This window comes from Synechococcus sp. R6-7 (assembly GCF_047461695.1).
Taxonomy (GTDB): Bacteria; Cyanobacteriota; Cyanobacteriia; order Thermostichales; family Thermostichaceae; genus Thermostichus.
In genome coordinates this window covers 1-14,126 of record NZ_JANSHS010000032.1, presented here as the reverse complement: position 1 = coordinate 14,126, position 14,126 = coordinate 1, and the positions used below count along the sequence as shown (strand labels likewise).

The following is a 14,126-nucleotide window of genomic DNA, read 5'->3' as shown; positions in this document are numbered from 1 at the left end:
GTAGCCTAGGCGTCTCACCCTAACCTGAAACGACTGTAGTCATTTTAACGAGGAATGAAACTGTTCCATTGGAAGAGGGGTTGAGGATAGTTGTGGAAGCGACGCGGAGTAGTTGGGAAGTGTCTCAGCCTAACTTGAAATGACCATGATCAAGGCATAAACCTTTGTCTAGGTGGTCATGTATGGAACTCCCTTTGAATAAAAGCCAATCTATACCAACCGATCTGGCCAGCTTGGCCTTGGCGAGCCGGGATCCCTCAGACGGCCTTCAGACAAACACCATCGGCTTATGACGGATTTTCTCGAAAGCAGCCGCATCAAAACGGTAGAGGGTTGCCGGTCTGCCTGTTCCTTGGGAACTTTTCTGGCCGGTATCTTGCAAGATACCCAGTTTCAGTAGGCGGGCGCGAAAATTGGAGTAGTCGGAGAACCCCTCGCCCAAAACGGTGCCGTAGAGCTGATAGACCTCCCCTAGCGTGAAGGTGGCGGGCAAAATGTCAAAGGCAATCGGACTGTACTCCAACTTGGCGCAGAGGCGACGGCGGGCATAGCGGCAAATCTCTTCGTGGTCAAAGGCCAAGGGGGGAATCTGGTCGGCGGGATACCAGGCAATGCCCTCCACTCCGTCCGCCAGCAATTCAGCATCCTGGAACCGCACTAGGGCAAAGTAGCTGACCGACAGGTAGCGCACCCCATAGGCATCCTCGGCCTCGCGGGGATCCCGCTCCGGCCCCCCGAAGGTGTAGAGCTGCTCCAGATAGAGGTTTTTAACACGAATTTTCTCCGCCAAGATGCGGTAGGCCGCTGCTTCTAGGGATTCTGAGCGCCGCACCAGTGTTCCTGGCAGGGCCCAGCAACCGCGGAAGGGATCCTCCCGCCGCCGCACCAGCAGCACCAGGAGGCGATTCTGCTCAGTGTCGATGGAGAAAATGACCGCATCCACGCCCACCCGGAACTCCGCCAAGGCGATCCGGTTCTCCGATGGGCCTGCCACGATGCGGGATCCCTGCATAGCTTGGCACTGAATCCTCCACCAACAGCCTACCCAGTTTGTCCCTCCAGAGGGAGCTACCAGCCTGGACCACCGTCTTGCCAGTCTAAGCCCTGTCTGGGGCGAAGGCTTTCGTGTCGCGGGGAAGATGGGTTGCTAAAGGTGTGCAAAAGAACCCCGACTCAGGCAACACTTTTACTTTTTGCGCGATTTGGCTCTTTTTCAGCCACGGAGGACCCCTCAGCGAGGGGGAACAGCCGACCTTGCCCAACAGCAATGTGAACCCGCGCGCCCACAGGCAGGGCTTCCCGGGCTAGGGCGTGCAATTCTTTGCCGGCTGCTGTGATCAGGCAATAGCGGTACTCTCGCCCCAAAAACTGCCGATCCCGAATGACAATGCCTCCCTGAGGATCAGGATGCAAATGCAACTCCTCCTGTCGAACCATCAACTCTGCGCAGCGCAAGCTGGGGTCGGGCTGATCCCTCAAAGCCTGGAATGGGATGTGCAGCAGCTCTTCAGCCTGCCAACCAAACTCCCGCCGCTCACAGCGCAGAAAGTTGGCCTGGGTAATAAACTCTGCCACAAAGCGGGTAGCCGGCTCCCGATAGACCTCCTCCGGGGATCCCCATTGCTCAATACGGCCTTCCCGCATCACCGCCACCCAGTCGGAGAGGCAGAGAGCCTCCTCTTGGTCGTGGGTGACAAAAATGGCCGAGGTCTGGGTTTGCTTGAGGATTTTGCGGATTTCTTCCCGCAGGTAGTAGCGCACCTGCACATCCAAATTGCTCAGCGGCTCATCCAACAGGATCAAGCTAGGCCTGGGGGCCAAAGCCCGCGCCAAAGCCACCCGCTGCTGCTGCCCGCCCGAAAGCTCGTGGGGATAACGATGGGTGTAGTCTTCCAGGCCCACCAACCGCAACACCTCGTAAGCGCGTTCCCGCGCCTGTTGGGCAGCGCCTCGCAACTCAGCTCGCAACTCAGTTGAGGAGGAGCGATTGCCACCCCCTGCCGCCGACGCAAACGGGGTAGTGGGTCGGAGGCCAAACATCACATTGGCCAACACGTTCAAGTGGGGAAACAGGGCAAAATCCTGAAACACCAGCCCCACTCCCCGTCGCTCCGGTGGGATCCACTGCCCCTCCCCAGCCACAACCTGCCCCCCCAGCAGGATCCGCCCGCTATCCGGCTGCTCAAATCCGGCAATGGTGCGCAATAAGGTGGTTTTCCCACAGCCCGATGGGCCCACAATGCTGAGGATGTCTCCTTGGGGCAGGCGAAACTCGACTTCCCGCAAAACCAACTGCCGCTGGCCGGGAAACCCCTTGCTGATGCCCTCAAGCTGAAGGATGTAGGAGGGATCCTCGCGCACGGCAGTGGGACTTGGAGAAAACAAAGACTCAGCCATGACGGTTGTTGTTGCAAAAGATTTTCACTATTTTTACCACACTACCATACTCCCAGACCCCACCTAGCCGGATCGAGGTTCAACAGCCAGCGGACGGATCTTGAGCAGGACAGGCTGAGGTCTCTGCGCCCTACCCTGATTCCAAGGGAAGCGATGGAAAATCAGTGTTACACTTAGTTAAGGAAGTTTCTCAGGTTGGGTGGCGCTTGCTTGTGTGGCGCACGCCAGAGGCTTGTTGTAAATGAGTTTTGAGACAAAGTTTCCCGAACGTGCTCTGATTACAGGGGCCAGTCGAGGGATCGGCAGAGCTGTAGCCCTAGCCCTAGCCCGACAAGGGATAGCGGTGGCTCTGGTGGCCCGCTCCCAACCTGATCTGCTAGCGGTGCAGGCCCAAATCCAAGACCAGGGGGGTAAGGCAGCGGTTTTTCCCATGGACTTGGCCGACTTAGCAGCTCTGCCCCAGCAGTTGCAGGCTCTCCTGGATCGATTTGGCGTCTGCGATGTCTTGGTCAATAATGCGGGCATAGCCCATGTTGGCCCCTTGGCCACCTTACCCTTGTCGGATTGGCAGCGAGTGATCGACTTGAACTTGACGGCAGCTTTTCTATGTGCCCAAGCCGTACTTCCCGGAATGCGCCGGCAGCGCTTCGGCACGATTGTGAACGTCATCTCGATTGCGGGCAAGCGAGCTTTTCCCAACTGGGGAGCCTACTGTGCCAGCAAGTTCGGCCTGATGGGCTTTTCTCAAGCTCTGGCCGAAGAGGAGCGACAGCATGGCATTCGGGTCACCAGCTTGTGCCCTGGTGCCGTGGACACGTCCCTCTGGGATACGGGCACGGTAGGGGTCAACTTCGACCGTTCCAAAATGCTCTCGCCGGAATGGGTAGCCGATTTGATTACCTATATTGTTCGGTTGCCCACAGGTGCGGTGGTGGAAGATCTCACCTTCATGCCTGCGGTGGGAGCCTTTTAGACCTGGCTGGTTTGGGGTTGCCCGTGACTTGGGAGGGTTTTGGCTATCGCAGCCTTTGACTGGATGCCACCTGAGCTGAGTTGCATGCACCGAGTTCTCTAAGCCTTTCGTTAACCAAGGAATATCCTGCTATGACCCTTGCGAAACCCGGATCTGGCTCGCAATCTCGAATGGATGACAAAGCCCATTTCAAGTCTCGGGTGATTCGAGATCGAGCCACTTTTGCGGAAGAAGAATTGGGTAGCTCGGATGTCTCAGATCCGGCTATGGTGGCGGCGGTGGAGACGCTGCTGCGGGGGATCGGGGAGGATCCCCAACGGGAGGGGCTGCGAAAAACCCCGGAACGAGTGGTTGCGGCTTTGAAGTTTTTGACCAGTGGGTATCGGCAGTCTTTGGAGGAGCTACTGAACAGTGCCATCTTTGATGAGGGCCATGACGAGATGGTGCTGTTGCGGGATGTGTCTCTGTTTAGCCTGTGCGAGCACCATCTGCTGCCCTTTATCGGCAAAGCCCATGTGGCCTACATCCCCAAGCAAAAGGTGGTGGGCCTAAGCAAAATTGCCCGTATCGTCGAGATGTACTCCCGCCGCCTGCAGGTTCAGGAACGCCTGACACGGCAAATTGCTGAGGCCTTGATGGAGGTGCTGGATCCCTACGGGGTGGGGGTGGTTATCGAGGCTACCCACATGTGCATGGTGATGCGGGGGGTACAAAAGGCCGGCTCCTGGACGGTCACCAGCTCGATGGTGGGGGTGTTTCAGGAGGATCCCCGTACCCGCGAAGAGTTTCTGAGTCTCATTCGCCATCCGTCCAATTTTTAGGGAGCTTCCCGGAGCTTTGTCGGTGAGTGGGTTAAGCCTCTGCTCAGGCGGGGAATGCTAGCCTAAGATCGACGCAAACCCTGCCAGAAGCGAGGCTTGTCATGAGCGAGGTCAGCCCCGAAAACCAGTTTCCTACCGATTTGGACTCCAATTGGCAGCCCCCGGCTCCGCCGGTCATGCAGCGTCCGCCTCGTCCGGCTGCTCCGGTGCCCCCGGTGGAGCCTCCAACGCAACTGGATCCGGTGCTGGGTTCAGCCTCCCAAGGGACGGGATCCCGGCCTGTCAACGCCAAAAGCCCCCCCAACCCCATTCTGGGTCGGCCCCTTCCTCCTGGTGTGGCTGTCGCTCCCCCTCAGGTACCGGTGCCTGTGCCGGGCTCTGCCGCTTCTCCTCAGATGCCCCCGCCCACCCCGGCTCCGGCTGCTGCTGCTCGGCCTCCAGTGCCGCCGCCCAGCCCCAATCCTGCTGCCCCGCCTTTTGCGCCACCAGCTCGCCCAACGGCTGCCGGTCGGATCCCGGTGGCCCCGGCTACTCCTGCGGGCCTGACCCTGCGCCAACTGGTGCAGGAAGCCTATGACAAAGGCTACTCAGATATTCATTTGGGGGTAGGAGAAGTGCCCCGCTTTCGGGATCGGGGGCAAATGCTTTTGACCAACTACCCGGTCACCACCACCGAGATGTTCTATGGCTGGCTGCGGGAAAGCCTGCCGGAGAGCCAAATTCGCCAGTTTGAGGAATGTTTGGAACTGGATACTGCCATCCAGTACGAGGGTTTGGTGCGGTGTCGGGTCAACTGCTTTGTTTCCCTGCTTGGCCCGGCTATGGTGATGCGTCTGATCCCGTTGAAAATTTTGACGCTGGAGCAGTTGCGGGCGCCGGAAGTCTTGAAGCGCATTGCCGAAGAGCACAAAGGCTTGGTTTTGGTGACCGGCCCCACCGGATCCGGTAAGTCCACAACCTTGGCGGCGATGGTGGACTACATCAATTCCAACTTTCCCAAACACATCATTTCCATTGAGGATCCCATCGAGTTCGTCCACCAGAGCAAGAAATCGATGGTGCGGCAGCGGGAGGTCGGGATCCACACCCTGGAATTTGCCAATGCCCTGAAAGCCTCTCTGCGGGAAGATCCGGACATCATCCTGATTGGGGAGATGCGGGATCGAGAGACAGTGGATATTGCCCTGAAGGCCGGCCAGACGGGCCACTTGGTCTTTGGAACCCTGCACACCAACAGCGCCGTCCGCACCATCGAGCGTCTGCTGGGGATTTACAAGCCGGAAGAACAGGAGCCGATGCGTCTGCAGCTGGCAGAAACCCTGGTGGCGATCATCGCTCAAACCCTGGTGCGCACCACCGATGGCAAGCGAGCTGCGGCCCACGAGATCATGCGCAACACCGATGCCATTCGCGACTACATCAAGCGGGGGGCGGTGGACGAAATTGAGGAGCTGATCGCCGACGGCTCCTATGAGGGCATGTGTACCATGAATCAATCCCTGTTTAGGCTTTACCAAGAGGGGCGGATTACCGAAGAGGTGTGTCTGGAGGCTGCCCCACGCCGCAATGAGATGGCCCAATGGCTGCGAGGCCGGATCTAGGGCCAGTCTCGAGATGGAGTCACGCCAAAGTGCTTGAGGGAAGGTTTGCCCTATCCTAAACTGGGAGCAGCCGGCGGCGCTGGCTTGCCGAGCTACCTGCTCATCTCTTGGGCCGACCTTGGGCTGGGGGGATGGGTTGCGAATTGATGAACCGAATTGAAAGCAAGTTAGAAAACAGGAGAATCCCTACCGTGAGCGTGATCAACCAGATCATCGAGACCGCGGATGACCAGCTGCGTTACCTCTCAGTTAGCGAACTGGAAGCCATCAGGAATTACATGACCACCGGCGAGAGGCGCTTGCAAATCGCTCAGGTGTTAGCAGAAAACAAAAAGCGCATCATTGACCAGGCCCAGAAGCAGCTATTCGCCAAGCGGCCCGAGTACGTGCAACCCGGTGGCAATGCCTACGGTGACAAGCGCTACAACCAATGTTTGCGAGATTACGACTGGTATCTGCGTCTGGTGACCTATGGCATTATTGCCGGCAGCAAAGAGCCGATTGAGTCTATCGGCCTGATAGGGGTGCGGGAAATGTACAATGCCCTCAACGTACCCATCGCCGGCATGATCGATGCGATTGTCTTTTTGAAGGAAGCTGCCCTCAGCTTGTTGGAGCCGGCGGCAGCCGCTGAAGCCGCCCCTTACTTTGACTACATCATCAATGCCATGAGCTAGGGAACTACAGGGATCCCAAGGCAGCCCGGGCATGTACGGCCACCTGTTCTTGGGAATCCTGGGCCAGCCGGGTCAGTCCGGCGCGAGCGGCTTCTGTTCCCAACTTGGCCAGGGCAATGCAGACGCGGTAGCGCAGTTGCCAGTCGTCGGAATCAATGAGGGGATCCAGGTAGGGGATGGCCCGCGGATCCCCCAGATCGCCCAAGGCAGCGGCAGCGGCTGTGGTGATCAGCTCGCTCTTGTCCTGCAAAGCTTCCACCAGAGTGTCGAAGGCGGCAGGGTTCCCCAGCTCTCCCAGGGCAGCGATGATGCTAAACCGTACCAGCCACTCCGTTTCTCGCCGATAAGCTTCCAGGAGATCGGCCAGGGCCTGTGGCTGCTTGAGATCCCCCAGGGCAGCGGCGGCAGCAGCCCGCACATCGAACTCCGGATCCTCTCGCAAAGAGCGCTGCAAAATGGGCAACAGTAGGTTCGGATCGACGCCAGACAGGGTGCCCATCTGGCTGATGGCAGCATAACGGACGCGGGCATTCTCGTCGTGAATCGCTCGCTGCAGCAATGTCAGGGCTTCTGGCCCAGGCAGTTCTCTGGCTTTGTTGACAGCGCGCAGCCGATTTCCCAAGTCTTGTGAGTTCAACAGCTCCAGCAAAGCGGGCAGTGCCGGAGGATCCCCAGAGGTTGTTGTCATATCCCATTCTCTCCATAACCCTCCTCGGCCATAGCGAGGGAGGAAAAGCCGATGTTATTATCTTGAAGCAGTGCATCCAGTCCCTTGATCTTATGGCCTTATTGCAACAAGAGAAGCAGCAGATCATTGAGAGCTATCGACTGCACGACACCGACACCGGTTCTGCCGAGGTTCAGGTGGCTCTGCTCACCAGTCGCATCAACCAGCTCTCTCAGCACCTTCAGAGAAACCCGAAGGATTTCAACTCCCGCCGCGGCCTGCTGATGATGATCGGTCGTCGCAAGCGTTTGCTCAACTACATCGCCAAGCATTCTCCTGACCGCTTCCGGGAGCTGGCCGAACGGCTGAACATCCGGGTGAAAAAGTAGGCAGCCCATCCAAAACGCTATCGGAGATCTGTCTTCGTGGGCAAATCCAGCCGCCAGTCCAAAACCTTTCGCCGTCGCTCCCCCTCCGCCTCTGTTGAGGTGGAGAAGAAGCCGGCCAAGAAGGAGCCTGTTGCCGTGATTCCCCCTGAGGTCAGCCGGCGGATGGTGCGGCGGATTCTGGTGTTTTCTGGGATCCCTTCGGGGCTGGGCCTGAGCAGCTTTTTTGTGAATTACTATCTCTTGACCAACCATGTGGTCGCTCTGCCCCCCTACTTCACCTTGGCAGAGTCGCTGACCTTGTTTGGCCTTGGTTTTTTGGGCATCAGCTACGGTGTGTTCTCAGCTTCCTGGGATCCCGAGCCGGGATCCCTGCTGGGAATTGGAGAATTCCGGCGCAATTTGGGCAACATCATCCAACAGTGGCGGGAATCTGCTGCCCGATCTTCTGAATCTTCCGACTCTGGAGAAGCTTGATTCTTCTCCCATTGCCTTTTCCAGGCCGGTTGCTGCCTACAATCAAGAGGGATCCAAGTCCATTCTGGCGGCAGCGGCTACCCCCAGTTCTCCAGCATGAAAATAGCCTACTTCGACTGTGCGGCGGGCATTGCCGGCGATATGTGTCTAGGAGCCCTGCTGGATTGCGGGGTGCCTTTGGAGTACCTCAACCGTCAGCTCCAGGCGTTGGGCATCGAGGGGGAATATAGCCTGCAGGTGAGCCGGGTGCAGCGGTGTGGGCAGCCTGCTCTGCAAGCTGTGGTGGAGGTGCTGGGATCCCAGAGTGGGGGATCCCTTGCTCGGCATTGGGCAGAGATTCAGGCTTTGATCGCGGGATCCCAGCTTTCCCCAGCCATTAAGGCCCGCAGCTTGGCGGTGTTTGAAAAGTTGGCGCAGGCGGAAGCAAAAGTCCATCAGATGCCTGTGGAAAAAGTGCACTTTCACGAAGTGGGGGCAGTGGATGCTTTGGTGGATATTGTCGGCACTTGCATTGGCCTGGATTGGCTGCAGGTGGAGCGGGTGTTGTCATCCCCCCATCCTGTTGGGGGCGGCTGGGTGAGCACAGAGCATGGCAAATTGGCCGTGCCGGTGCCGGCGGTGATCGAGCTGTGGGAAATGGGCCGCGTGCCGGTGTTCAGCAACGGGGTGGAAGCGGAGCTGGTGACCCCCACAGGAGCAGCCTTGGCCGTGGCGTTGGCGGAAGAGTTTGGCCCCTGTCCGCCGATGCGGGTGGAAAAAGTGGGGCGTGGGGCCGGTGCCCAAGAGCTGCCCATTCCCAATGTGCTTCGTCTGTGGATTGGGGAAGCCAATGGGGGAGAGCTAACGGAAACGGTATCGGTGTTGCAAACCCAAATCGACGATCTCAACCCCCAAGTGATTGCCTACACCTGCGAGCAGTTGTTGGCCCTCGGGGCCTGGGACGTGTTTACCCAGCCGATCACCATGAAACAGGGGCGGCCGGGGATCCTGCTTACCGTCATCTGTCCGCCGGATCGGGTGCCGGAGTGTCAAGATCTCATCTTCCGGGAGACCACCACCCTGGGCATTCGCCACTTCCAACAGCAGCGCACCCTGCTGGAGCGGGTTATCGAGCGGGTGGAAACCCCTTACGGCCTGGTAGACATCAAGGTAGCCCGCCACCATGGCCGCATCGTCAACGCTCAGCCGGAGTTTCGCGACTGTGTGGCCCGCGCCCAGGAGTTTCACGTGCCGGTTCAGACGGTGTGGCTGGCGGCCCAGTCGGCTTGGCAAAGCCGGTTGCAAGGTTGAAGGGACACTGGCTTTAAGCAAGGGGTGTGTGGGTGAGCAAGACCCAGAGCCAAGACGGTTTGGATGGGACAAGGGGGATCCGCGTTTCACCCCCAATGAATCCGCTCCTGTTGAACACAGATTGGCACCCATGGCCTGCTAGCCTGGGAGATGTCGATCTTGCTCTCTCCGCCGACCACAACAATGGAATCCCAAGCCTCTCAATTTAACTTTGACCGCAAACTGTGGGATCGGTTTATCACGGTGGCCCAGCCCTACTTTTACCCCAGAGTACGCTATGGGGGCTGGATCTTTTTGGGCTTGCTGGCAGCGGCCATGGTGTTTGTGGTTGCCCTGATGTTCTTTGTGGAGATTGGGGTGACTTTGGTCGGTCAAGCCCTGTTCCCGGAGTTTTTCACCAATGTGGCAGCCGGATTGGTGGCCCAAACGGAGAGAAACTTGTCCTCGCCGGTGCTGTGGGTAGCCGCGATCAGCTTGGCTTTGAGCAGCCTTTGTTTTGGGGCAGTGTGGCGGCAGCTTCGCCAGCGCTGGTTGCAGTGGGTGCTGCTCACCTTTTTGCTGTTTCTGTCGCTGACGGTCAACCGGCTGAACGTGATGATTAGCTTTATCTTTCGGTTTATCGACACAGCTCTGCAGCAAAAAGAAGAGCCCACTTTCTGGCAATTTTTGATTATTTATGGAGTGCTGATTATCTCAGCCATTCCGATTTTGGTGATCTACCGCTACACTCGCCTCAAGCTAGGGCTGTTTTGGCGAGAATGGCTGACCGATCATTTTCTGGATCGCTACTTCGATCAGCGGGCTTACTACGAGCTGGATTCCAACGCCGCCAACACCGAAATCGACAACCCCGACCAGCGCATTTCCGAGGATGTCCGCTCCTTTACCGGCACCACCCTCTCCTTCCTGTTGGACATTCTCGACTCGATTCTCACCCTCTATGCTTTTACTGGCATTCTCTATGGCATTTCTCGTCCGTTGGCGTTGGGGCTGGTGGTCTATGCCACCATTGGTACCGCCATTGCCATTTTGGCTGGTCGCAAGCTGATCAAAATTAACTTCGATCAACTGCGCTACGAAGCCGATTTTCGCTACAGCTTAGTGCACGTGCGGGATAATGCCGAGTCCATCGCCTTTTACCAGGGAGAGGATCAAGAACTCAGGCAGATTTTGCATCGCTTTGGTGCGGCCTTGCGCAATTTTAATTTGCTGATCATCTGGCAGGCCATCATCGATATTTTCCAATACGCCTACAACTATTTCACCCGCATTGTGCCCTATGTCATCGTCGCCCCCCTTTACTTCAGCGGCGTGCGAGATTTCGGCACCATTACCCAAGCCACCATTGCCTTCAGCCAGGTGTTGAGCGCCCTCTCCATTGTGGCCAACCAGATTCAAAGCATTTCCAGTTTTGCCGCTGGGATCAACCGCTTAGGCTCCTTTCACGAGTCTCTGGAAGATCCGGCGCTGCGCCACACCGGCGCTCGGGAAAGCAACATTCAAACTCGCATTGCCCAGCAATTGGCGCTAAACCACGTCACTTTGCTCACCCCCAATTCAGAACGAACCCTGGTGCGGGATCTCTCCTTCGCCTTGGAAGCCGGCCAGCGGCTTTTGATTGTCGGTGTTAGCGGCAGCGGCAAAAGTTCCCTGTTGCGGGCCATTGCCGGCCTATGGACCAACGGCCAGGGATCCATCGCCCGCCCAGATACTCAGGAGATGCTCTTTTTGCCCCAGAAACCCTATATGCTGCTGGGATCCCTGCGGGATCAACTGCTCTATCCCAAACGCCGCCGAGACCTCACCGATGAAGATCTCATCCGAGTCTTGGCCCAGGTGAACCTGGGAGACTTGCCGGAGCGGGTGGGCGGCTTTGATGTGGAGAAAGACTGGGCCAGCACTCTCTCCCTAGGGGAACAGCAGCGTCTTGCCTTCGCCCGCATTTTGATCACCCAGCCCCGCTACGCCATTTTGGACGAGGCCACCAGCGCCCTGGATGTGGCCAACGAAAAACTGCTCTACCTGCAGCTGCAACACCTGAACACCACCTACATCAGCGTTGGGCATCGCCCCACCCTCCTGGCCTACCACGACTTGGTCTTGGAGCTGCAGGGGAATTGTGCCTGGCAACTGTGGTCGGTGCAGGAGTACGGTGCCCGCCTAGCCCTGGCCAGCTAGCAGCGCCGACATCTCCAGCTGACTCAAATGACAAGCTTTGCGGGTTTGGGACAAAACCCGGATAGGAGGCTGACTTTTCCAACTGGACGCCGCCCAAGGGAGGTGATAGCCTGTTATTCACAAGTATTCCGACCGGTTTACTGGAGATTATCAATGCCCCCCATGATCCCATCCGAGGCCAAGCGTTCCAAGGTGGAGCAGATCAAGGCAGACAGCCACTTTCTACGGGATCCCCTTCAGCAGGAGCTGGCCCAAGACACCACCCACTTCAGCGAAGCAGCGGTGCAGGTGCTGAAGTTTCACGGGGCTTACCAGCAGGACGACCGGGATCGGCGGCAGCAGCGAAAGCAGGAGGGGCTGGAGCGGGCCTATTCGATGATGTTGCGCACCCGCATCCCAGGGGGACACGTGCCCCCCCAGCTTTACTTGACCCTGGATCGGCTGGCCGATGAGTACGGCAATGGCACCCTGCGAGCCACAACGCGGCAGACGTTTCAGCTACACGGGATCCTCAAGAAAAACCTCAAGGCCACCATAGCCAGCATTCTCAAACAGATGGGATCCACCCTGGCCGCCTGCGGCGATGTCAACCGCAACGTGATGGCACCGGTGGCCCCCTACAAAAATCGCCCTGCCTATCGCTATGCCCAAGAGTATGCCCGCAAGCTGGCGGATCTGTTGGCTCCGAAGACCTCTGCCTACTACGAGATCTGGGTGGATGGGGAGCCGGTTCCCATCCCACCGGTGGATGAGGAAGTGCGGGAAGCAGAGCAGTTTGTGGGCGACGGGGTGCGCCTGGAGGGGCCAGAACCTCTGTATGGCCCCGTCTATTTGCCCCGCAAGTTCAAGACAGCCATCACCGTAGCTGGGGAAAACACGGTAGATGTGTACTCCCAGGACCTGGGCTTGATTGTGCTCACCGACCGCAAGGGCAACTTGAAGGGCTTCAACATTGTGGTGGGTGGGGGCATGGGGCGTACCCACGGCAAGGAAGAAACCCAGCCCCTTTTGGCCAAAAAGCTCTGCTTTGCCCCGCCGGAATCGGTGTATCGGGTTTGCCAAGCGGTTTTGGCGGTGCAGCGGGACTACGGCAACCGGCACGATCGCAAGCAGGCGCGGTTGAAATACTTGGTGAGAGACTGGGGGATCCGCAAGTTTCGCCGCGTTGTCGAGGAGTATGTGGGGGAAAAATTGCCCCGGTTTCGCCCCCTACCCAAGTTTGTTCCCAACAGCGACGACTACCTGGGCTGGCACGAGCAGGGGGATGGCCGTTGGTTTTTGGGCATTTCCATCGAAAATGGCCGCATCCAGGACACCCCAGAGCGGCAGCTCAAAACGGCGCTGCGCCGGATTGTGGAAGCCTTTTCTCTGCACGTGCGGCTGACCCCCACTCAGGATTTACTTTTCATCGACATTGCGGAGCAGCAGCGGGATGCCATCAACCAGATCCTCAAATCCCACGGGGTGCTCTCCAAAGAAGAGATCCCTCAACTGGTGCGGCTGTCGATGGCCTGTCCGGCGCTGCCCACTTGCGGCTTGGCCATTACTGAGTCGGAGCGAGCTTTGCCAGGGCTGGTGCGCCAGTTGGATCAGCTGTTGCAGGAGCTGGATCTGCAGGATTCGCCCTTTTTGGTGCGCATGACCGGCTGCCCCAACGGCTGTGCCCGACCCTACCTGGCCGAGCTGGGATTGGTGGGATCCGCCCCCGATGGCTACTACCAGATTTGGCTGGGAGCCAGCCCGCAGGGGGATCGCCTGGCGCAAGTGTTTCAGGATCGGGTACACATCAGCCAGATCGTGCCGCTCATGAGAGTTCTCCTGCAGGTCTACAAGCAGGAGCGCCGTCCTGGCGAGAGCTTTGGAGATTACTGCCATCGGGTGGGGATCCCCTACCTGAGGGCCCAGGTGCAGCAAAGGGATGGCGTTTTTGCCTGAAGGGATCCCTCAAAAACGAGACCAAGCCTGTAGCCATTCCCGGAGCGCTTCCAGCCATCCAATCGGTTCGGGCTTGGCTGCTTCTGGAGCTTCCTCCTCGCCAGCCGGCAAGCTAACTTGGTCAGGGTGCACCCTGTAAACTCGGATGGGTTTGGCGTTGGGAAAAGGTTTCACCGAAAGAGGCTCCACCTGCAGGAGTTGCCCTTCCACGGCTCGATACACGGCTGCCGAGATGAGCAACCGGGAGCTCTGTTCCTCAGACTGTTCCCCCCCTTGCGAAACATCCTCAACCGACTCCAGCCAGGTGGCAAACTGAACCGACTTCCCGAAGGCGGACAACCGCTGCGGATCTTGGGGATCGAGGGGCAGCAAAAGGACTGGGCCGTAGTGGATCCCGGTGGCAAGCTTGACCTGCGGGTAGGAGAGTTGCGGCAGAGACCTATTCAACTCCGCCACCGACTGTCCAAGCGCCAATCCCGCCTGCAGTGCCTGCTGTACGGCCAACTCGGGTTGTTTTAAGCCAAACAAAGCCAGACTTCTCAGCCCGCTCTGGTTGGCCAGTACTCCCCCATATTGCTGCACCAAGGCCCCCATTTGGGCGAAGTAGCGACCCAAGGTGTAGACAACATCGTAGGGAAAGTTCTCCTCGTCGAAGTTGGCCGTCCCCCGCAGGGAAGCGCTGAGAATGGCGGCGGTAAACTACCCGACACCCGCGCTATGCGCA

At 58.4% G+C, this 14,126-nt stretch carries 13 protein-coding genes; 9 read left to right on the top strand and 4 right to left on the bottom strand.

All coding sequences use genetic code 11. The annotated features are described in order from the left end of the window. Positions 1 to 268 precede the first annotated feature (268 nt). Positions 269 to 1,012 (bottom strand): NUDIX hydrolase, encoded by a 744-nt coding sequence (locus tag NW815_RS01390; RefSeq protein ID WP_414415636.1) that lies wholly within the window; start codon positions 1,010 to 1,012, stop codon positions 269 to 271. A 161-nt stretch (positions 1,013 to 1,173) separates the two neighbouring features. Continuing rightward, positions 1,174 to 2,397 (bottom strand): ABC transporter ATP-binding protein, encoded by a 1,224-nt coding sequence (locus tag NW815_RS01385; RefSeq protein ID WP_414415635.1) that lies wholly within the window; start codon positions 2,395 to 2,397, stop codon positions 1,174 to 1,176. A gap of 241 nt (positions 2,398 to 2,638) precedes the next feature. On the opposite strand from NW815_RS01385, the gene NW815_RS01380 reads away from it, so the two are divergent. The 4 genes from NW815_RS01380 (at position 2,639) to apcD (ending at position 6,469) form a co-directional block, all read left to right on the top strand. Continuing rightward, positions 2,639 to 3,370 (top strand): SDR family oxidoreductase, encoded by a 732-nt coding sequence (locus NW815_RS01380; RefSeq protein WP_414390029.1) that lies wholly within the window; start codon positions 2,639 to 2,641, stop codon positions 3,368 to 3,370. Between the two features lie 131 nt (positions 3,371 to 3,501). Continuing rightward, complete coding sequence (gene folE / locus NW815_RS01375; protein WP_011431859.1) at positions 3,502 to 4,191, top strand: GTP cyclohydrolase I FolE; 690 nt, start codon at positions 3,502 to 3,504, stop codon at positions 4,189 to 4,191. A 242-nt stretch (positions 4,192 to 4,433) separates the two neighbouring features. Further along, positions 4,434 to 5,792: a type IV pilus twitching motility protein PilT gene (locus NW815_RS01370; protein ID WP_414387750.1), complete on the top strand. Its 1,359-nt coding sequence runs from the start codon at positions 4,434 to 4,436 to the stop codon at positions 5,790 to 5,792. 191 nt (positions 5,793 to 5,983) lie between these two features. Further along, complete coding sequence (gene apcD, locus NW815_RS01365; protein ID WP_011431857.1) at positions 5,984 to 6,469, top strand: allophycocyanin subunit alpha-B; 486 nt, start codon at positions 5,984 to 5,986, stop codon at positions 6,467 to 6,469. 4 nt (positions 6,470 to 6,473) lie between these two features. On the opposite strand, the gene NW815_RS01360 is transcribed toward apcD, so the two are convergent. Continuing rightward, entirely contained in the window at positions 6,474 to 7,157 is a 684-nt protein-coding gene (locus NW815_RS01360; protein ID WP_414329553.1) for a HEAT repeat domain-containing protein, read from the bottom strand. 92 nt (positions 7,158 to 7,249) lie between these two features. On the opposite strand from NW815_RS01360, the gene rpsO reads away from it, so the two are divergent. The 5 genes from rpsO (at position 7,250) to NW815_RS01335 (ending at position 13,402) form a co-directional block, all read left to right on the top strand. Beyond that, the gene (gene rpsO, locus NW815_RS01355; protein ID WP_011431855.1) at positions 7,250 to 7,525 is read left to right on the top strand and encodes a 30S ribosomal protein S15; all 276 of its coding nucleotides are present in this window, start codon (positions 7,250 to 7,252) and stop codon (positions 7,523 to 7,525) included. A 36-nt stretch (positions 7,526 to 7,561) separates the two neighbouring features. Further along, positions 7,562 to 7,999 carry a photosystem II biosynthesis protein gene (locus tag NW815_RS01350; protein WP_414351795.1) on the top strand — a complete coding sequence of 146 codons (438 nt, stop codon included), beginning with the start codon at positions 7,562 to 7,564 and terminating at the stop codon, positions 7,997 to 7,999. Positions 8,000 to 8,095: 96 nt separating this feature from the next. Next, on the top strand, positions 8,096 to 9,289 hold the full coding sequence (gene larC / locus NW815_RS01345) for a nickel pincer cofactor biosynthesis protein LarC (protein ID WP_414387745.1): 1,194 nt from the start codon (positions 8,096 to 8,098) through the stop codon (positions 9,287 to 9,289). 150 nt (positions 9,290 to 9,439) lie between these two features. Beyond that, complete coding sequence (locus tag NW815_RS01340) at positions 9,440 to 11,467, top strand: ABC transporter ATP-binding protein/permease (RefSeq protein WP_414387746.1); 2,028 nt, start codon at positions 9,440 to 9,442, stop codon at positions 11,465 to 11,467. A gap of 153 nt (positions 11,468 to 11,620) precedes the next feature. Continuing rightward, the gene (locus tag NW815_RS01335; protein ID WP_414387748.1) at positions 11,621 to 13,402 is read left to right on the top strand and encodes an NADPH-dependent assimilatory sulfite reductase hemoprotein subunit; all 1,782 of its coding nucleotides are present in this window, start codon (positions 11,621 to 11,623) and stop codon (positions 13,400 to 13,402) included. Between the two features lie 9 nt (positions 13,403 to 13,411). Here NW815_RS01335 and NW815_RS01330 read toward each other — a convergent pair whose 3' ends face one another. Continuing rightward, a complete protein-coding gene (locus NW815_RS01330; RefSeq protein ID WP_414387752.1) occupies positions 13,412 to 14,089 on the bottom strand; it encodes an adenylate/guanylate cyclase domain-containing protein in 678 nt (225 codons plus the stop codon). Positions 14,090 to 14,126 lie beyond the last annotated feature (37 nt).

What these genes read in the sequence shown, in the direction of transcription:
- NW815_RS01390 (WP_414415636.1), bottom strand. Translation starts at nt 1,012, where the DNA reads ATGCAGGGATCCCGCATCGTGGCAGGCCCATCGGAGAACCGGATCGCC.
- NW815_RS01385 (WP_414415635.1), bottom strand. Translation starts at nt 2,397, where the DNA reads ATGGCTGAGTCTTTGTTTTCTCCAAGTCCCACTGCCGTGCGCGAGGAT.
- NW815_RS01380 (WP_414390029.1), top strand. Translation starts at nt 2,639, where the DNA reads ATGAGTTTTGAGACAAAGTTTCCCGAACGTGCTCTGATTACAGGGGCC.
- folE (WP_011431859.1), top strand. Translation starts at nt 3,502, where the DNA reads ATGACCCTTGCGAAACCCGGATCTGGCTCGCAATCTCGAATGGATGAC.
- NW815_RS01360 (WP_414329553.1), bottom strand. Translation starts at nt 7,157, where the DNA reads ATGACAACAACCTCTGGGGATCCTCCGGCACTGCCCGCTTTGCTGGAG.
- rpsO (WP_011431855.1), top strand. Translation starts at nt 7,250, where the DNA reads ATGGCCTTATTGCAACAAGAGAAGCAGCAGATCATTGAGAGCTATCGA.
- larC (WP_414387745.1), top strand. Translation starts at nt 8,096, where the DNA reads ATGAAAATAGCCTACTTCGACTGTGCGGCGGGCATTGCCGGCGATATG.
- NW815_RS01340 (WP_414387746.1), top strand. Translation starts at nt 9,440, where the DNA reads ATGTCGATCTTGCTCTCTCCGCCGACCACAACAATGGAATCCCAAGCC.
- NW815_RS01335 (WP_414387748.1), top strand. Translation starts at nt 11,621, where the DNA reads ATGCCCCCCATGATCCCATCCGAGGCCAAGCGTTCCAAGGTGGAGCAG.